This window comes from Isoptericola sp. NPDC055063 (genome assembly GCF_053608125.1).
On record NZ_JBSGUW010000013.1, the window covers coordinates 152,759 to 170,584 of the forward strand.

Annotated in this window: 18 protein-coding genes and 1 riboswitch; of the genes, 6 read left to right on the plus strand and 12 right to left on the minus strand. The window is 75.6% G+C overall.

Translation table 11 applies throughout. The annotated features are described in order from the left end of the window. Positions 1-64 precede the first annotated feature (64 nt). Positions 65-865 (minus strand): copper homeostasis protein CutC, encoded by an 801-nt coding sequence (locus tag ACWF41_RS16640; RefSeq protein WP_380322981.1) that lies wholly within the window; start codon positions 863-865, stop codon positions 65-67. Between the two features lie 128 nt (positions 866-993). Between ACWF41_RS16640 and ACWF41_RS16645 the strand changes: the two genes are divergently transcribed. After that, positions 994-1,281: a hypothetical protein gene (locus tag ACWF41_RS16645; RefSeq protein ID WP_380322984.1), complete on the plus strand. Its 288-nt coding sequence runs from the start codon at positions 994-996 to the stop codon at positions 1,279-1,281. A 95-nt stretch (positions 1,282-1,376) separates the two neighbouring features. On the opposite strand, the gene ACWF41_RS16650 is transcribed toward ACWF41_RS16645, so the two are convergent. Next, complete coding sequence (locus ACWF41_RS16650; protein ID WP_380322987.1) at positions 1,377-1,862, minus strand: DUF1269 domain-containing protein; 486 nt, start codon at positions 1,860-1,862, stop codon at positions 1,377-1,379. Between the two features lie 104 nt (positions 1,863-1,966). Between ACWF41_RS16650 and pgi the strand changes: the two genes are divergently transcribed. Continuing rightward, positions 1,967-3,685: a glucose-6-phosphate isomerase gene (gene pgi / locus ACWF41_RS16655; RefSeq protein WP_380322990.1), complete on the plus strand. Its 1,719-nt coding sequence runs from the start codon at positions 1,967-1,969 to the stop codon at positions 3,683-3,685. Positions 3,686-3,715: 30 nt separating this feature from the next. Here pgi and ACWF41_RS16660 read toward each other — a convergent pair whose 3' ends face one another. Continuing rightward, positions 3,716-4,330 (minus strand): dihydrofolate reductase family protein, encoded by a 615-nt coding sequence (locus ACWF41_RS16660; RefSeq protein WP_380322993.1) that lies wholly within the window; start codon positions 4,328-4,330, stop codon positions 3,716-3,718. 39 nt (positions 4,331-4,369) lie between these two features. Between ACWF41_RS16660 and ACWF41_RS16665 the strand changes: the two genes are divergently transcribed. Beyond that, positions 4,370-5,506 carry a PrsW family intramembrane metalloprotease gene (locus tag ACWF41_RS16665; protein WP_380322996.1) on the plus strand — a complete coding sequence of 379 codons (1,137 nt, stop codon included), beginning with the start codon at positions 4,370-4,372 and terminating at the stop codon, positions 5,504-5,506. On the opposite strand, the gene ACWF41_RS16670 is transcribed toward ACWF41_RS16665, so the two are convergent. Next, a complete protein-coding gene (locus tag ACWF41_RS16670) occupies positions 5,448-6,002 on the minus strand; it encodes a DUF6069 family protein (RefSeq protein WP_380322999.1) in 555 nt (184 codons plus the stop codon). The genes ACWF41_RS16665 and ACWF41_RS16670 overlap by 59 nt on opposite strands. Before the next feature lie 164 nt (positions 6,003-6,166). Between ACWF41_RS16670 and ACWF41_RS16675 the strand changes: the two genes are divergently transcribed. Both ACWF41_RS16675 and ACWF41_RS16680 read left to right on the plus strand, forming a co-directional pair. Further along, on the plus strand, positions 6,167-7,411 hold the full coding sequence (locus ACWF41_RS16675) for a sensor histidine kinase (protein WP_380323002.1): 1,245 nt from the start codon (positions 6,167-6,169) through the stop codon (positions 7,409-7,411). Continuing rightward, a complete protein-coding gene (locus ACWF41_RS16680; RefSeq protein WP_380323005.1) occupies positions 7,408-8,148 on the plus strand; it encodes a response regulator transcription factor in 741 nt (246 codons plus the stop codon). The genes ACWF41_RS16675 and ACWF41_RS16680 overlap by 4 nt, the downstream gene beginning before the upstream one ends. A 3-nt stretch (positions 8,149-8,151) precedes the next feature. On the opposite strand, the gene ACWF41_RS16685 is transcribed toward ACWF41_RS16680, so the two are convergent. The 4 genes from ACWF41_RS16685 to ACWF41_RS16700 all read right to left on the minus strand — a co-directional run bounded on the left by ACWF41_RS16685 (position 8,152) and on the right by ACWF41_RS16700 (position 12,326). Then, positions 8,152-8,598 carry a hypothetical protein gene (locus ACWF41_RS16685; protein WP_380323008.1) on the minus strand — a complete coding sequence of 149 codons (447 nt, stop codon included), beginning with the start codon at positions 8,596-8,598 and terminating at the stop codon, positions 8,152-8,154. Then, the gene (locus ACWF41_RS16690) at positions 8,585-9,421 is read right to left on the minus strand and encodes an ABC transporter ATP-binding protein (RefSeq protein WP_380323011.1); all 837 of its coding nucleotides are present in this window, start codon (positions 9,419-9,421) and stop codon (positions 8,585-8,587) included. The genes ACWF41_RS16685 and ACWF41_RS16690 overlap by 14 nt, the downstream gene beginning before the upstream one ends. Continuing rightward, positions 9,421-11,076, minus strand: a complete 1,656-nt coding sequence (locus ACWF41_RS16695) for an ABC transporter permease (RefSeq protein ID WP_380323014.1) — start codon at positions 11,074-11,076, stop codon at positions 9,421-9,423. Before ACWF41_RS16695 ends, ACWF41_RS16690 begins: the two co-directional genes overlap by 1 nt. Before the next feature lie 137 nt (positions 11,077-11,213). Further along, complete coding sequence (locus ACWF41_RS16700; RefSeq protein WP_380323017.1) at positions 11,214-12,326, minus strand: thiamine ABC transporter substrate-binding protein; 1,113 nt, start codon at positions 12,324-12,326, stop codon at positions 11,214-11,216. A gap of 72 nt (positions 12,327-12,398) precedes the next feature. After that, a riboswitch (TPP riboswitch) is annotated at positions 12,399-12,503 on the minus strand. A gap of 140 nt (positions 12,504-12,643) precedes the next feature. Here ACWF41_RS16700 and ACWF41_RS16705 point away from each other — a divergent pair. Further along, the gene (locus ACWF41_RS16705) at positions 12,644-12,910 is read left to right on the plus strand and encodes a DUF4235 domain-containing protein (RefSeq protein ID WP_380323020.1); all 267 of its coding nucleotides are present in this window, start codon (positions 12,644-12,646) and stop codon (positions 12,908-12,910) included. Positions 12,911-13,097: 187 nt separating this feature from the next. On the opposite strand, the gene ACWF41_RS16710 is transcribed toward ACWF41_RS16705, so the two are convergent. The 4 genes from ACWF41_RS16710 to ACWF41_RS16725 form a co-directional block, all read right to left on the minus strand. Continuing rightward, positions 13,098-13,883 carry a PAS domain-containing protein gene (locus ACWF41_RS16710; RefSeq protein ID WP_380326715.1) on the minus strand — a complete coding sequence of 262 codons (786 nt, stop codon included), beginning with the start codon at positions 13,881-13,883 and terminating at the stop codon, positions 13,098-13,100. A gap of 317 nt (positions 13,884-14,200) precedes the next feature. Then, positions 14,201-15,130: a sulfite exporter TauE/SafE family protein gene (locus ACWF41_RS16715; RefSeq protein WP_380326712.1), complete on the minus strand. Its 930-nt coding sequence runs from the start codon at positions 15,128-15,130 to the stop codon at positions 14,201-14,203. 371 nt (positions 15,131-15,501) lie between these two features. Continuing rightward, a complete protein-coding gene (locus ACWF41_RS16720; RefSeq protein WP_380326709.1) occupies positions 15,502-15,960 on the minus strand; it encodes an RrF2 family transcriptional regulator in 459 nt (152 codons plus the stop codon). Further along, a complete protein-coding gene (locus tag ACWF41_RS16725; protein WP_380326706.1) occupies positions 15,957-17,228 on the minus strand; it encodes an AGE family epimerase/isomerase in 1,272 nt (423 codons plus the stop codon). Before ACWF41_RS16725 ends, ACWF41_RS16720 begins: the two co-directional genes overlap by 4 nt. Positions 17,229-17,826 lie beyond the last annotated feature (598 nt).

The following is a 17,826-nucleotide window of genomic DNA, read 5'->3' on the forward strand; positions in this document are numbered from 1 at the left end:
AAGCCGTCGTACCCCTGGGCGGGGTCGGTGGTGGCCGCGACGGCCAAGGCGTGGGCGGCGCCGCTCACGGGGCGGTCCCGGCGCCGGCGCGGTCGAGGGTCGCACGGTCGAGCGCGGCGCGGGTCGCGGCGACCACGTCGGGGTCGGTGACGTCGTAGCCGCTGGTGCCTCCTCCGCCGGGGCCGCCGTCGGCGACCACGGTGCGCTTGGCGGAGAGGTGCACGGCGTGCACGCCGGCCGCGACGAGGGCGGGCACGTCCTCGACGCGGACGCCGCCGCCGGCCATGACCTCGACGCCGAGCTCGCGGCCGCGGCCGGCCAGCGCGGCGAGGACGTCGAGGCCCTCGCCCGCCCGCGCCGCGCCGCCCGAGGTCAGCACGCGCCGCACGCCGGCGGCCGCGAGCGCCTCGAGCACGTCGAGGGGCCGCGCGACCTGGTCGATCGCGCGGTGGAAGGTCACCTCGGAGTCGCCGGCCGCGGCGACGAAGGCCGCGAGGGCTGCGGCGTCGACCTCGCCGTCCGGGGTCATCGCGCCCACGACGACGCCGTCGGCGCCGGCGTCGAGCACGGAGCGGACGTCGCGCACCTGGACGTCGGTCTCCTCGGCGGAGAAGACGAACCCGCCGGGGCGGGGCCGCACGAGGACGTGCACGCCCACGCCGCTGCCGCGCAGCGCGTCGGCGACGGCGGCGACCATGCCCGCGGACGGGGTGAGCCCGCCGGTGCCCGCGAGCGCGGCGCACAGCTCGAGCCGGTCGGCCCCGCCCGCGGCGGCGACGCGCGCTCCGGCGACGTCCTGCACGGCGATCTCGAGGGCGACGGGCCCGGGGCCGGGGGTGGGTGCGGTCGACGAGGCGGCAGTCACGGCGGCGAGTCTACGGGGGCCCGCGTGGCGGCGGCCGGGGTGACCTGTGACGGGACGGTGCGCGTCGCCGAGGACGGGACCCGGTGACGGGGCGGCTCGTCGTCGTCGCCGGGTGGCAGGATCGCCGCGTGCCCTCCTACCGCGTGACGCTCGGCGTCGGCCTCCTGCAACCCGGGGTTGACCCGGCGGACGTGCTGCCGGCCGCGGCCGCCGCGGCCCGCGACCTCGTGACCGTCGAGTCGTTCGACGTCGGGGTGGTGCGCGGACGGGCGCGCGTGACGGTGCGCTTCACGGCGGACGACGACGCGGCCGCGCACCGGGTGGCGGACGCCGTGCACGACCGGGTCGACGCGCTGGCCGACACGTTCGGCGCGGTGCTCACGCGCCGGTGGGGCAACCGCTGGCAGCCCGCCTGACGGTGTTGATGGACGGGGCCCCACGGCACGGGCGAGCCCGCCGGCCCGTGGAGGCGGCGGGCTCGTCGGCCGGGCGGCACGGGGCCGGCCGGGGCTCACTGGCCGAACGACTCCAGCAGGGTCCGTCGCTCCGCGTCGGTGAGGTTGGTGCTGACCAGGGTCGCGTCGATGCCGTGCAGGCGCTCCCCCAGACGGTCGGGGTCGATCGGCTCGGTCACGATGAACAGCGCCGACGTGCCGGGCACGATCTCCGCCTTCATCTTCTCGAGGTCCTTCGCCGTGATGCCGACGTCGGACAGCGAGCGCGTGATGCCGGCGATCACCGCGCCCGCGGCCGCCCCCAGGACCGGCAGGAAGAACAGCGCGCCGAGCAGGAGTCCCCAGACGGCGCCCCAGCCGGTGGCCTTGGCCGTGTCGTCGTGCGAGCCGTGGGTGTCGGGCTTCTTCGCACCCTCCGGCCAGCTCACCACGGCGTGGTCGACGATCTTCACCAGGCCGTCGGCCTCGCCGCCCTTGACGGCCTTGAAGGCGCGGTCGGCCGCGCCCGGGTCGTCGAACTTCCAGACCGTGAAATTCGCCATGCGTCCCTCTCCTCCGCCAGGCCGGGTCCGTCCCCGGCTGGTGGTCATCCTGGCAGCGTGAACAGGCCGCGCAACCGGGCCGGGCGGTCAGTACCGTTGGACCCATGACCTCCTCCCCCGTCGATCCCACCACCACGACCTCCTGGGGCGACCTCTACGCCCACTACCAGGAGTTCCGGGGCGACCTGCGCGGCTGGTTCGCCGCCGACCCGGGCCGCGCCGAGCGCATGACCCACGTCGCGGGCGACCTGCACGTCGACCTGTCGAAGAACCTCGCGACGGACGAGACCCTGGACCTGCTGGTCCGGCTCGCCCACGACGTGCACCTGCCGGAGCGCATCGAGGCGATGTTCACCGGCGAGCACATCAACGTGACGGAGGACCGCGCCGTGCTGCACACGGCGCTGCGCCGCGCGCCCGGCACGCAGCCGCCGCTCGTGGTCGACGGGCAGGACGTCGACGCCGACGTGCAGGCCGAGCTCGACAAGCTGAGCGCGTTCGCCGACCAGGTGCGCGACGGGTCGTGGACGGGCGTCACCGGCAAGCCGGTGCGCACGGTGGTGAACATCGGCATCGGCGGCTCCGACCTCGGACCGGTCATGGTCTACGAGGCGCTCAAGCCGTACGGCCGCACCGGCGACGACGCCCTCGAGGCCCGGTTCGTGTCCAACATCGACCCGACGGACGTCGCGCAGAAGACGGCCGGGCTCGACCCGGAGACCACGCTGTTCATCGTGGCCTCGAAGACGTTCGGCACGCTGGAGACGCTGACGAACGCCCGCCTCGCGCGCGCCTGGCTCTGGGAGGGCCTGGTCACGGCCGGCGCCATCGAGGACACGGACGAGGCCCGCCAGGCCGCCGTCGGGAAGCACTTCGTCGCGGTCTCCACGGCGCTCGACAAGGTCGCGGCGTTCGGCATCGACCCGGCCAACGCGTTCGGGTTCTGGGACTGGGTGGGCGGCCGCTACTCGGTGGACTCCGCGATCGGCACGTCGCTGGCGATCGCGTTCGGTCCCGACGTGTTCCGCGACCTCCTCGCCGGCTTCCGCACCGTCGACGAGCACTTCCGGAGCACGCCGTTCGAGTCCAACGTGCCCGTCCTCATGGGGATGCTGAACGTCTGGTACGGCAACTTCCTCGGCGCCCACACGCACGCCGTGCTGCCGTACGCGCAGCAGCTGCACCGCTTCCCGGCCTACCTGCAGCAGCTGACGATGGAGTCGAACGGCAAGTCCGTGCGCTCGGACGGCTCCCCGGTCACGACGCAGACGGGCGAGGTGTTCTGGGGCGAGCCGGGCACCAACGGCCAGCACGCCTTCTACCAGCTCATCCACCAGGGCACGCGCCTCATCCCGGCGGACTTCATCGCCGTCGCGACGCCCGCCTACCCGCTGGCGGACGCCGCCGGCGACGGCAAGGCCGTGGCGCCGGGCGCCGACGTGCACGAGCTGTTCCTCGCAAACTTCTTCGCCCAGACCAAGGCCCTCGCCTTCGGCAAGACGGCGGACGAGGTGCGCGCCGAGGGCACGCCCGAGGAGATCGTCGCCGCGCGCGTCTTCTCCGGGAACCGGCCCACGACGTCGATCGTGGCGCCCGCGCTCACGCCGTCCGTGCTGGGCCAGCTCGTCGCGCTGTACGAGCACATCACGTTCGTGCAGGGCGTGGTGTGGGGCATCGACAGCTTCGACCAGTGGGGCGTGGAGCTGGGCAAGAAGCTCGCCCTCGAGATCGCGCCGGCCGTCTCGGGCGACGACGCCGCGCTCGCCGCGCAGGACTCCTCCACCCAGGCGCTCATCCGCTACTACCGCGAGCACCGCGCCTGACCCTCGCCTCACCAGAAGGTGCCCGGCGGACTACTCGCCGCCGGGCACCTTGTCCTTGACGTCCTCGTAGCCGGCGTGGTTCGGCAGCTCGCTCGGCGCGTAGATCAGCCGGACGACGCCGGTCGGCAGCGCCTCCGAGCGCAGCAGGGTGAGCGGGTAGATCGGCTCGCCCTCGTCGAAGAGCCGCTCGCCGCGGCGGGCGGCGACGGGGTGCACCAGCAGGCGCAGCTCGTCGAGCAGTCCGGCGGCCAGGAGCTGGCGGACGACCGACAGCGAGCCCGGCACGAGGACCTTCTCGACGCCGTCCTCGGCCTTCAGCGCCTCGACGGCGGCCGGCAGGTCGCCCTCCAGCCGCTCCACGTTCCGCCAGCCGAGGTCGGCGTCGCCGCGGGTGGCGACCACCTTGCGCATGTCGCCGAGCCGCTTCGCGAACGACGCGTCGGCCTCGCCGGCCTCCTCCCGCCCGGGCCACGCCCCGGCGAAGCTGTCGTAGGTGACCCGCCCGACCAGGAGCACGTCCGTGCCCTGGTAGTCGTCGTCGACGGCGGCGGCCATGTGGTCGTCGAAGTACGGGAAGTGCCAGGCGGGGTCGATCTCCGCGACCCCGTCGAGCGAGATGAACAGGGTGGACACGACCGTGGTCACGGCACGACCTCCTCGGGGCGGGTTCTAGGATCGAGGGCCATGGCAGCCCTCGACCCGAAGGCCATCCTCGCCGGTCGGCGGCCCGGTCGCCCGCCGGTGGGCGCCATCGTCGTGATCGCGGTGTCGTCGCTGTGCCTGCTCGTGGTCCTCGCGGTGACGGCCGCCGAGGGGCCGACGTTCGCGCAGGGGCTGCTGCTCGCCCTGCTCCCGCTGCCCCTGCTGCTCGCGGGCGTGCTCTCCCTCGACCGGCTCGAGCCGGAGCCGCCCGACGCCCTCGTCCTGTCGTTCCTGTGGGGCGCCGGCGTCGCAGTGCTGCTGGCGATGGTGCTCAACACGGCCGGGCTCACCCTGCTGTGGGCGCCGCTGCTGGGGCCCGAGGAGGGGTTCGTCGTGACGGCGGTGCTCGGGGCGCCGTTCGTCGAGGAGACGCTCAAGGGCCTCGTCCTGGTGGGGATGCTGTGGTTCCGCCGGCACGAGATCGACGGCCCGACCGACGGCATCATCTACGGCTCGATGGTGGGCCTCGGCTTCGCCACCGTGGAGAACATCCACTACTACACGGTCGCCGGCCCGGACGCCCTGGCCGCGACGTTCGTCGCCCGCGGGATCGCGACCCCCCTGGTGCACCCGTTGTGCTCGTCCCTGACCGGCATCGGGGTCGCGACGGCGGCCCTCGCCGCCCCCGGCCTGCGGCGGGCGGTCCCCGTGCTGCTCGGCCTGCTCGGCGCCGTCACGTACCACGCGCTGTGGAACGGGGCCGCGACCCTCCCCGCGGGCGCCACCGTGGCCGTCTACGCGGTGGGCCTCGTCGTCCTGGTGGGCCTGCTCGTCGTCGTGCGTGCCGACCGGGCCCGCACCGTGGCGTCGATCGGCCGGTACCTGCCGCCGTACCGGGCGGCGGGGGTCGTGACCGGGGCGGACGTCGCCATGCTCGCGTCGCTGCCCGCCCGGCGTCGCGCCCGCGACCGGGTGCGCGCCGCCGGCGGGCCGGGCCCGGCCCGCGCCCTGCGCGACTACCAGCAGGCGGCCACCGAGCTCGCCATGCTGCACCGTCGCGCGGAGCGCGGGCTCGTCGACCGACCGGCGTTCGAGCTACGGCGCGAGCCGCTCCTCGTGCTCATGCTCGCGGCGCGGCAGGCTTTCGGCCCGCTCCTGCCCGAGGCGCCGCCCCGCTGAGGCCGAGCATGATCACGCCGCCCACGACGAGGTGCTCCAGCTGGAGCAGCACGACCGCGCCGGCGTTCGCCGCCCCCAGCGGGCCCAGCAGCGAGACCAGCAGCACCGCCCCGCTCACCAGGAGCCAGGCGCGGCGGCCTCCGCCCGGGCGGCGGAGCAGGAGCGCGCGGACCCCCCACCCGCCGAGCGCCGCGGTGAGGCTCGTGGCGATGACCATCGAGATCGTGACCTCGAGGGTCCCCGAGCCGGCCCGCACCTGCGGGTCGACGCCGGCCGGCGTGCCGGCCAGGAAGACCACCGCGCCGGCGAGCACCGCCCCCACGATCACGGACCGCGGGCGGTTCCACCAGGCCCGGTCGCGCCACGAGCGCCCGGCCGGACCGCCGGGGTTCCGGCCCTGCACCGCGCGGCCGCCCGCCGGCCCGGCCGGTCCGTCGGTGTTGCCGGTGACGCTGCTCGTGGTCGTGAAGGTCGTCTGGTGCGTCGTCGTGTCCATGTCGTCCCCTCCTCGGTGCCGGCTCCCTGCCGGTACGACGACCGTCCCGCGGGGCGGGCCCCGCGCGCGCCCTGCCGTCGTCGGTCGTCGTCGCGCCGTCCGACGGGACCACCCCCGACTTTCGTCGGTGTCGCCCGGGGGCCGTGGGCCGTAGCGTCCCGGTCATGACCAGCACCGGCACCACCCCGCACCCCGCCCCGGCCCGGCCCGGCGGCTGGGCGGAGTACGACCCGTGGGCGCCGTCCGACCAGGGCCCGCCGCCCGCCCCGCGCGGGATCCTCGTGGCGGCGTGGGCGCTCGTCGCCGTGCTGACGGCGTTCGCCACCTTCGCCGTCGCGGGCGCGGCACCAGCGCACGACGGGACGGCCTCGATCCTCGTGCCGGCCGGCGTGGACGTCGCCGTCGGGGTCGCTGCGATCGCGCTGGTCCCGCTGCTCTTCACGCGCCGCAGCGTGGTGGCCGCCGTCGCGCTCGCCGTGCTCGCCGCGGTCTCGGGGGCGGCGACACCCGCCTCGACCGTCGGCACGCTGCAGGTGGCGCGCTGGTACCCGGTCCGGACGGCGGCGTGGGTGGCCGGCGCGGGGGTCCTGGGGCACGCCGTCCAGGCGCTGTGGCGGCCGGTGGGCCTGCCGCTCGGCTGGTGGCTGCTGTGCGACGTCGCGGTGCACGCCGCGCTGTTCGGGTGGGGCGCGTACGGGCGCGAGCGCGCCCTCGTCCTGTGGTCCCTGCGCGATCGGGCGCGCCGGGCCGAGGCGGCGCAGGAGCAGCGCGTCGCCGAGGCACGGACCGCCGAGCGCACCCGCATCGCCCGCGAGATGCACGACACCCTCGCGCACCGCCTGTCCCTCCTGGCCGCCACGGCCGGCGCGATGGAGTACCGGCCCGACGCCGACCCGGCGCAGCTCGCGGCGGCCGCGGGCCGCGTGCGGGCGGGCGTGAGCGACGCCCTGGAGGACCTGCGGCAGGTGATCCGGCTGCTGCGGGCCGGCCCCGACGACCTCGGGCCCGTGCCCGGCCTCGACGACGTCCGGCGGCTCGTCGAGGACTCCCGCGCCGCCGGCACCACGGTCGCCTTCGAGCGCACGGGTTCCACCGCGCCCGACGACGCGCCGCCCGCCGCCGTCGCGACGGCCGTGTTCCGCGTGGTGCAGGAGGGGCTCACCAACGCCCGCCGGCACGCGCCCGGCTCGGCCGTGCGGGTGACGGTCGCGACGGCGCCCGGCGAGGTGCGGGTCCGCGTGGCCGACGACGGCGCCCGGCCGGGCAGCACGCCCCCGGTGGGCGAGGGGACGGGCACCGGGCTCGTCGGGCTGCGCGAGCGGGCCACGCTGCTGGGCGGCACGCTCTCCACGGGTCCCGACGGGTCGCGCGGCTTCGCGGTGGAGGCATGGCTACCGTGGGACGCGTGACGACGCTCCCCGGCACCGAACCCGCCGGCACCGACCCTGCCAGCACCGACCCTGCCGGCACCGACCCCACCGGCACCGACGACCCGGGGACGGTCGTCCGGCTCGTGCTCGTGGACGACGACGCGCTGGTGCGGGCGGGCCTGCGGCTCATGCTCGACGGCGCGCACGGCATGCGCGTGGTGGCGGAGGCCGCCGACGGGGCGGACGTGCCCGGCGTCCTGGACGCGCACCCGGCCGACGTCGTCCTCATGGACCTGCGCATGCCGGGCGTCGACGGCGTCACCGCGACCCGCCGGGTGCGGGCCCGCCCGTCGCCGCCGGCCGTCGTCGTGCTGACCACGTTCGACACCGCCGAGGAGGTGGGTGGCGCGCTGCGCGCGGGGGCCGCGGGCTACCTGCTCAAGGACATGCCGCCCGCCCGCATCGCCGCGGCCGTGCGCGCGGCCGCGGCGGGCGAGCCGGTGCTGGCGCCCGACGTCGCGCGGCGGCTCATGCAGGCCGTCGCCGGGTCGGACGGCGCGCGCGACCGCGCCCGCGCCGCGCTGGACGCGCTCACCGCTCGCGAGCGGGACGTCGCCGTCGAGCTCGGCCGCGGCGCGTCGAACGCCGACATCGCGGCGCGCCTGTACCTCAGCGTCCCCACGGTGAAGGCGCACGTGTCGAGCGTGCTGGAGAAGCTCGGGCTGGAGAACCGCACGCAGGTCGCCCTGCTCGTGCACGACGCCGGCGAGGCGTAGGGCTCAGCCGGCGGCGGGCACCGCCTCGCCCGGGCAGCCGAGCGGCTCCGCCGCCGTCACCGTGTCCGGGCACGACCGGTAGGTCCAGATCCGCTCGCCGAACGTGTCCTGCGTGCCGTCGACGTAGATCTCGAGCCCGTCGATCCCCGGCCCGACGCGGTGGTACTCCACGATCGGGTCCCCCTCGACCGTCAGGGACCGCACGAGGAGCTCGGCCCCCTCGCCGCGTGCCGACGCCGCGTCGAGGCAGGCGAACGCCTCGGTCAGCTCCGCCTTCGGCTCGCCCTCCCCGAGGTCGGGGCGTGCGGTCACCTCGCCACACGACGGGAGCGGCTCGCGGGCGGCGAAGGCGTCCTCGCCGTTCCCCGGGCCGCACGCGCCCAGCAGCGCGAGGCACGGCACGCACCACGCCACCGCGCGGCGCCCTCGCGGGGAGTCAGACCACGTCATGCCCCGATGATGTCGTCACCGTGGCGGTCCTTGCACCGGCCGCACCGGGCGTGTCCGGGGAGCCTGGCGCGTCGTCGGGCGCGAGGCCGAGGAACTCCGCCACCCGCGTGCTGGCGGGCGCGCGCAGCAGCACGTCCGGCGCGTCCACCTGCAGCAGCCGGCCGGCGTCCATGACGGCCACGCGGTCGGCGACGGTGAACGCCTCGTCGTGGTCGTGCGTGACGAACACGGCGGTAGTGCCGGTGGACTTCAGGGTGTCGCGGACGTCGACGGCGAGCCGCTCGCGCAGCCGGCGGTCCAGGGCCGACAGCGGCTCGTCGAGCAGCAGCAGCCGCGGCCGCGGGGCCAGCGCGCGGGCGAGCGCGACGCGTTGCTTCTCCCCGCCGGACAGCGTCGCCACGGACCGTCGCGCGTAGCCGGCGAGCCCGACGTCGTCGAGCAGCTCGGCCACCCGGGCGGCACGCTCGGCCCGCGGCAGGCTCTGCGTCTCGAGCCCGTAGGCCACGTTGCGGCCCACGTCGCGGTGCGGGAAGAGCTGCCCGTCCTGGAAGAGCAGGCCGAAGCCGCGGCGGTGCACGGGGACGCCCGCGAGGTCGGCGCCGTCGAAGGCGACGGTGCCGCCGGCCAGCGGCTCCAGCCCGGCGACGGCGCGCAGCAGCGACGACTTGCCGCAGCCGCTCGGCCCCAGCAACGCCACGATCTCGCCGGCCGCGACGTCGATGGTGACGCCGTCGACGGCCACCGATCCCGGCCGGCGGCGCGTGGCCCCGTACCGGACGACGGCGTCCGTGACGGCGAGCCCCTCCTGGCGGTCGTGCCCCATCAGAACTCCCCTCCCGGCCGGTCGCCCCGCAGGCGCTCGGCCACCATCATGACGGTCGCGGTGAGCACGGCCAGCACCACGGACGCCGCGAGCGCCATCCCGTAGTTCTCGGCCCCGGGCCGCCCGATCAGCCGGAAGATCACCACCGGCAGCGTGGCCGTGTCGGGGCGGGCGAGGAACGACGTCGCGCCGAACTCCCCCAGCGAGACGGCGAACGCGAACCCGATCGCGAGCCCGAGCGACCGCGCGCCCAGCGGCCCGTCGACGGTGCGCAGCACCCGACCGGGGGCGGCGCCCAGCGCGGCCGCGGCCTCGCGCAGGCGCGGGTCGACGGCGCGCAGCACCGGCAGGATCGTGCGCACCACGAGCGGGATCGCCACGACGGCCTGCGCGATCGGCACGAGCGCGCCGGAGGTGCGCAGGTCGACGTCGAGGCCCAGCGGCCGGTCCAGCGTGATGAGGAAGCCGAACCCGACGGTCACGGCGGACACGCCGAGCGGCAGCATGAACGCGGCGTCGAGCACCCCGACGGCCCGCCGCAGGCCCGCCCGGCGTGGCCGCCGGGACACGACGAGGGCCACGAGCCCTCCCACGACGACGGCGATCGCGGCGGCCCAGGCGGCGGTGCGCAGCGAGTTCCCGAGCGCCTCCCACACCGTGACCGTGAGGGCGTTGCGCCCGCCGGTGGTGCCGAGCGCCGCGTAGTTGGCGAGGCTCCAGGACCCGTCGGGGGCGTGCAGGGAGCGGGTGACCAGGCCGGCCATCGGCAGCACGAGCAGGCCCGCCACCACGACGAGCGTCACGAGCGCGGGCACGACGTCCGAGCCGTCGGCGCCCGCGCGCAGGCGCATCCGGTGCGTGGAGACGCGGTCGCTGGTGAGGTGCAGCGCGCGCTCCCGGCGGGCCCGGGCGCGGGAGCTGACCGCCAGGGCGGCCCCCACCACGACGAGCTGCAGCACCGACAGCACGGCCGCGGAGCGCAGGTCCAGGAACTGGGTGGTGCGGGTCCAGATCTCCGTCTCGATGGTGCCGTAGCGCAGGCCGCCCAGGACGAGGACGACGCCGAACGCCGTCGCGCAGAACAGGAAAACGACCGCGGCTGCCGACGCGATCGCCGGCCCGAGGGCGGGCAGCGTCACGGTGCGGAAGGCGCGCCAGGGCGTGGCGCCCAGCGCCCGGGCCGCCTGCTCGGCGCGCGGGTCCAGGCGCTCCCACATGCCGCCGACGGTGCGCACCACGACGGCGTAGTTGAAGAACACCAGCGCCAGCACGATGCCGGCGAAGCTCTCCTCCAGGTGCGCCCAGCCGAGCAGGCCGCCGGGCGCGAACAGCGCACGGAACGCGACGCCCACGACCACGCTGGGCAGCACGAACGGCACCGTCACCAGCCCCCGCACCAGCGTGCGGCCGGGGAACCGGCACCGGTACAGCACGTACGCGCCGGGCAGGCCGAGCAGCACGGACAGCACCGTGCCGGTGACGGCCTGCGCCAGCGTCTGCCCGACGATCCGCCACGTGCGCGGCTGGGACAGCACCTCCGCGAACCCGGACAGGTCGAGCTCCCGGCCCGCGGGGGTGTCGGTGAAGAAACCCTGCACGACGAGCGAAGTCACCGGCCAGGCGAAGAAGATCGCGAGGAAGCCCAGCGGGAGCACGACGGCGGCACCCCACCCCAACCAGGCGCCCCAGCGGTCCGCGCGCCATCGATCCGCGCGCCATCGATCCGCACGCGACCGCGCCGCCCCGGGGGCCGGGCTGGCGGTGGGGCGGGCGGCTCGGAGCACGGGGCGCGTCAACCGACGACCGTCGCCGTCCACTGCTCGATCCACTCGTCACGGTGCGCGGCCACGTCGGCGGGAGCCACCTCGAAGGGCTTGTCGGCCAGCGGGGCGAACTTCTGCCAGTCCGCGGGCAGCTCCACGTCCGGGTCGGCCGGGTACATGTACATCTGCCCGGGCACGTCCGCCTGGAAGGCCTCCGAGGTGAGGAAGTCGACGAGCTTCTGCGCGCCCTCGGGGTTCGCGGCGCCCGTGAGCACGCCCGCGTACTCGACCTGCCGGAAGCAGGTGTCGAGCATCGCGCTCGTGGTGGAGGTCTTCCCGTCGTCGCTCACCGTGAACGCCGGGGACGTCGCGTACGAGAGCGCGATCGGCCGCTCGCCGCCCTCGCCCGCGCCGGAGAAGTCCACGTAGTACGCGTCCTCCCACGACTCGGCCACCTTGACGCCGTTGGCGCGCAGGTCGGACCAGTAGCCCTGCCAGCCGTCGTCGCCGAACGCCCCGATCGTCGCGAGCAGGAACGCGAGGCCCGGCGACGACGTCGCGGGGTTGGTCACGACGGTCAGGTCCTTGTACGCCGGCTTCGCGAGATCCTCCAGCGTGGCCGGCGGCGTGACGTCGTGCTTCTCGAACCAGCCGTCGTCGAGGTTCATGCACACGTCGCCCACGTCGACGGGCGTCAGCGTGCCGTCGAGGTCGTCCGGCGCGTACGCCGCCACCCGCGGGTCCAGGTCGGCGGGCTGGTACGGCTCGAAGACCCCCGCGTCCACGGCCCGCGACGCGTACGTGTTGTCCACGCCGAAGACGACGTCGCCCAGCGGCGCGTCCTTGGTGAGCACGAGCTGGTTCACCAGCGTGCCCGCGTCGCCGGGGGCCACCTGCTTCACGGTGAGGCCGGACTCCTTCTCGAACGCGGCCAGCACGTCGTCGGAGACGGCGAACGAGTCGTGCGTGACGAGCGTGACGGCGTCCGACGCGCTCGCCGCGTCGTCCGGCGCGCTCCCGTCTCCGCACGCCGCCAGCAGCGGCAGCAGGGCGACGGCGGCGACGACGGCGACGACGGCGACGCCCGCCGCGGCCGTCGCCCGGCGGCGCCTGGTCGGGTGCTGCGTGGTCCTGCGGGTCATGCTGTCCTCCTCAGGGTGCGAGAAGGGGGTCCTGCGAGCACCCGGCACCGTCGTGGTGCGGCCGTCCCGCAGGGAACGAGATTCCCGACTTCCTCCACCGGTGCTAACCGGGTCAGGTTCGAGGGTCTGCGGCGTTCCGCACTCTCAGCGCCGGCGGGCGCTCCCCTGTCGTATCACCACGAGCCTACACACCGGCGCCGCGCTACCGTGGTCCCGTCCGCGGCGCCCTGGTGTGACATGCCTGACGTGCCACGACGCTCGTGGGCACGCACGCGACGACGCACCGGCCATGCCGGGGACCGACCGAGGGAGAGCACGTGACGGACACCGAGCAGCCGCTGGGCGTGAAGGTCGGCACGGTGGTGCTGACGATCGCCGCCGGATGGGTCGCACAGAAGCTGATCGGGGTGGTGTGGGAGAAGGCGACCGGCAACGTCGCCCCCACCAACGTGGACGACGACGAGATCTCCATCGTCCAGGCCGTGACCTTCGCGGCCGTCTCCGGGGGCGTCGCCGTCCTCGCGAAGCGCCTCGCGCGTCGGGGCGCCGTGCGCGCGGCCGCCCGCTTCATCCCCAGCCACTGAGCATCACCCGCCGTTGAGCATCATCGGCTACTGAGCGCCGTCGGCCCGGGCTCGCATCGCGCGGGCCCGGGCCGACGCGCGTCCGGGCCCATCTGTGTCCCGGCCCACTGTCCGGGTCAGGGCGGGTCCGAGCCCTCGAGTGCCCGGCGCGCCCGGGGCCGCGACGGCGTCAGCGGCTCGCGCGGCGTCAGCGGCTCGCGCGAGGGCGGCGTCGGGCGAGCTGCGCGTCGTGCCCGTGCGGCCGGTCCACCGGCCCTACGCCGGCGAGCGCGCGGCTCAGCCGGTCGGCGGCGTCCTTCGCGGGCGGCGCCGCCCGGACGACCTCGGCGGCGGTGAGCGCGGTGTCGCGCTCGCCGACCGGCCGTGCGAGCTCCTTCATGACCTGCTCCCCCGCGGACTGGGCGGAGACGCCCACCTGCGCGCCGACGTCCGACAGCACCTCCGTGGCGACCGACTCGTCCACGCCGCACACCGCCATGATCGCGCCCTTGGCCTGCTCCGCCGCCGCGGCGGCGACGAACGCGCGCGAGACGGCGCGGTGGGCCTCGCGCTCCAGCGCGTCGCGTACCACCGGGCTGGTGTCGATGACGTAGCCGACCAGCTGCGACGACGTGCCGTCGGCGCCGTGCCGGGCCTGCCCGGTCACCACCACCGAATGCGTGCGCCCGTGGTCGTCGACGACGCGGTGCCCGCCGGCGAAGGGGCGCCCGGTCGCGAGCGCCACCGTCGCGGTGCGGGAGAGCCGCTCGCGGTCGTCGGGGTGCAGGTGGGCGCGCAGCACCTCCGGGCCGGGCTCGATGGCACCGGGCTCGCGCCCGAAGATCCGGTAGACCTCGTCCGACCACCACCACGACCCCGTGGCGACCTCGACGCGGTACTGGCCCACGAGCAGCTGGCTCCCCGCGCCGAGCAGCTCCGCGAGCGCGACGAGCTCGCGTCGCTGATGGTCGTTCGACGTGCTGGGCATCGACATGGCTCACCTCCCAGTGCCGTGCAGCGGGGTCTGGCAGGCAGATCTCCTGGCTTCACACGGTACCGGGACGGCGCGACGGCGCCACCCCTCGCGTCTCGGCTCCGCGGGTGGAATCGCGGGGGCGTCCCCTTCCCCCGTGACGACGGCCCCGCCGTCGCGGCCCCGGAGGTGGGGGCGGCGGTGCGGGGCCGACGTCGTGCGGGTCGACGTCGTGCGGGTCGACGTCGTGCGGGTCGACGTCGTGCGGGTCGACGTCGTGCACGGTCGACGTCGTGGACCGGCCGCCGCGGAGCGTCGGCCCGCCGGGTCGAGCGGTGTCAGGCGGCGGGCGTCGGCGCGGGAGCCGCCGCGGCGGGAACGTCGCCCTCGGTCTTCTCCTCCACGAGGGCCTTGCGGTGCTGGCGGAACGCGTAGGCGACGGCGACAGCCCAGCCCACCGCGATGATCCCCAGGACGAGCGAGCGCACGCCCGGGGCGACGGGGAACTCGTCGAGGCTCAGCAGGGTGCGCACGTTGGTGAGCACGATGATGCCGCCGACGGCGGAGCCGAGGACCCGCGGGGGGACGAGGCGCACGAGCCACGCCGCGATCGGCGCGGCGATGAGGCCGCCGATCAGCAGCGCCAGCGCCCAGGACGGGTTGATGCCCGCGGTCCCGAGGCCGAACAGGAAGCCGAGGCTCGCGGCCACGGCCACGAAGAACTCGCTCGTGTCGATCGAGCCGATCACCTTGCGCGGCTCCATCCGGCCGCTCGCCAGGATGGCCGGGGTGCCGACCGGGCCCCAGCCGCCGCCGCCCGTGGCGTCCATGAAGCCCGCCACGAGGCCGAGCGGCGTGAGGAAGCGCTTGCGGAGCGGCTGCCCCAGGCGGTCGGTGCGGAGGCCGCGCAGCGTGAACCGCAGCAGCACGTAGAGGCCGAGGCCGAGCAGCAGGATGGACATCAGCGGCTTGGCGATCTCGGTGGAGAGCCACGAGAGGAACGTCGCGCCGGCGAAGGCGCCCACGGCACCGGGGATGCCGATCTTGGTGACGACCTTCCAGTCCACGTTCCCGAACTTCCAGTGAGAGACGCCCGACGCGAGCGTCGTGCCGACCTCCGCCAGGTGGACGGTCGCGGACGCCGCCGCGGGGTTGGTGCCGATCGCCAGCAGCAACGTCGTCGAGGTCACGCCGTAGGCCATCCCCAGGCTGCCGTCGACGAGCTGCGCACTGAGGCCCACGAGGGCGAGGAGGACGAGAGTCCGCACGGGGTGTTCCCTCCGTCGAGGCGGCAGCCGGTCTGCCGCGACAGACCGAAGTTACCCGATCGGTCCTATCGGATTCAATGGTATCCGCCGACGGGTCGCATGCTGAGACGACGGCGATCGCGGACGGGAGACGTACCAAGCCGTACCCTGCGCCCGCCGGCGACGAGATGCCGTCGCGGGCCGAGCCGTACCGAGCCGTACCGAGCCGTACCGTGCGCCGTGAAGCGACGAAGGCCGTCACGGACCGTGCCACGCCGCGTCGTGCCGTACCGTGCCGAGCCGAGCCGAGCCGAGCGCCGTGAAGCGACGAAGGCCCTCAGGGGCCGCGCCACGCCGCGTCGTGCCGTGCGCCCGTCAGGCGACGAGGGCCGTCACGGGCTGTGCCAGGCCGCCTCGTCGTCGGTGAGCCGCCGGACCGCGTCGGGGACGTTCCCGGCGGCGAGGTCGGCGAGGCTCACCTGCTCGAGCACGGCCCGTACGTTGACGCGGAGCGCGACCCACACGTGCAGCAGCGACGCCGCCGCGCCGGTGTACTCGAGGTCCGACGGGCGGGCGTCGCGCACGAAGACCAGCGGACCGTCCACGGCGCGCACGACGTCCGCGACGGTGACCCGGTCGGCGGGACGCGCGAGGACGTACCCGCCGCCGGCGCCGCGCCGGCTCGCGACGATCCCCTCGCGCCGGAGGTCGCTGAGGATCGCCTCCAGGAACCGGTGCGGCACCCCCTGGGCGCGGGCGAGCGACTCGGCGGGCACCGGGCCGCTGTCCGCCGCGGCGGCCAGCTCGGCGGCCGCGCGGACGGCGTAGTCCGCCTTCGCCGAGATCCTCATCGCTCCGGCGTCCCCGCCGGGGCCGCGAGCCGCGCGCCCTCCAGGATGCGCCCGGCGGCACGGGCCGAGGCTGCGAAGGAGCCCGTGAGCGGGAGGTCCGGCAGGATGACGGCCTGCGCCGCGTGGTAGACGTCGGGCTTCCCCACCCAGGTGCGCCCGGAGGGCACGTTGTCGGTGTCGAGCTCGTGGAACCAGGAGCCGCGCTCGTGGTCCACCAGGTGGTCGTCGATCCAGCGCCACCATCCGCCGGCCAGCTCTGCGTACCGTTCCTCGCCCGTCGCGCGGTGCAGGACGTCCGCCGCGGCGGCCGCCTCGGCAGCCACCCAGTGGAAGCGGCGCGCCTCCACCGGCGTGCCCGACCAGTCCGTCGTGTAGACGAACCCGCCCCGCGGGCCGTCCCAACCGTCCTCGACGGCGCGGTCGAACAGCTTCCTGGCCGCCTCCGTGCGCTGCCCTGCGGTGCCGCCGGCGACGTCGACCTGCAACAGCAGCCGCGCCCACTCGAGGCCGTGACCCGGCGTGGCCCCGTAGGGCTTGAACGGGTCGTGGGGGCGGTCCGCGTTGTACTCGAGCTGCGGCGCCCACGCCGAGTCGAAGTGCTCGGGGATCCGCCAGTCGTTGCCACCGGCCCAGGAGATCACGCGGTCCGCGATCGCCGCGGCGCGTTCGAGCCAGCGCCGCTCACCCGTGGCGTCGTGCGCCGCGAGCAGAGCCTCGACGCCGTGCATGTTCGCGTTGACCCCGCGGTACGGGTCGATGACGGACCAGTCGCGCGACCGCTCGTCCAGGTGCAGCTGGTGCTCCGCCTCCCAGAAGCGCTCGTCGAGCACGCCCAGCGCCGACTCCAGCAGCGCCTCCGCCCCGGGAGCCCCGGCCACGACGCCGGTGGAGCCTGCGAGGACGACGAACGCGTGACCGTAGGCCTGCTTGAGCCCGTTCACCTCACCGGCGCCCGGGCCCCGCGAGGCGAGCCAGCCGCCGTGCTCGGCGTCCGCCAGGGACACCGAGACCCCGTCCAGGCCACGCCGGAGCAGGGAGTCCGCGCCCTCGACCCCGAGCAGGTGCCCCAGACCGAAGGTGTGCGTCATCCGACACGTGATCCACAGGTGCGCGGGCTGGGTCGAGTCGACGGCACCGTCGTCGTCGAGCCACCCTCCCGTGCCCTCCGCGCCGAGAGACGGGCGCGCGAAGTCCAACAGGCTGAGGAAGTGGGCGGCCCGCCATGACGCGTCGGGACCGCTGGCAGGAAGAAGTGGAGATCCGGTCACCGGACGAGCCTAGCGGGCCCGCGGACTCCCGGATGACAGCGCCGTCAGGTGGTCCCGTCGAGCGCCGCGCGCGAACACCTTCGTGCCCGCCCAGCGCTGCGCGGGCGCGCATGCCGAACAGGTGGTTGGGCGCGGCATAGCCGACCAGAACATGCATTTCAGCCTGGCCGGCAGCTTGGGTGCGCTCGAGCGCAGGGCCCGAGCCTGTACGGCCGCCGTCAGTGCCGGCGGCCTCCGCCGTCCCGCTTCCGGTGGTCCCGCCGTCGACGTAGTCCCGTTGGCGACGCGGTCCCCCTGCCGACGCGGGTCAGTTTTCGACGTGGTCCCCCTCTCGCCGGGCCGCGTTCTCGCCGGGCCCGAGCTGCGCGCGCCCGGCTCGCGGCCCGGCGGGTGTGTGCGGGTGTCGGGCCGGTGGTGGTGCACGTGACGGCGCGGTGGGGAGGGGTACGTCTCCGCGTGGCAGGCGCTTGAGCGGTTGCGTCACCGGGTGGGTGGCGTGTTCTTGTGGGGGTATGCGAAAGGCCCACCCCGGTGCGGGGGTGGGCCTTTCGTGAATGGGTGTCCGGCGGCGTCCTACTCTCCCACCCCCTCTCGAGGG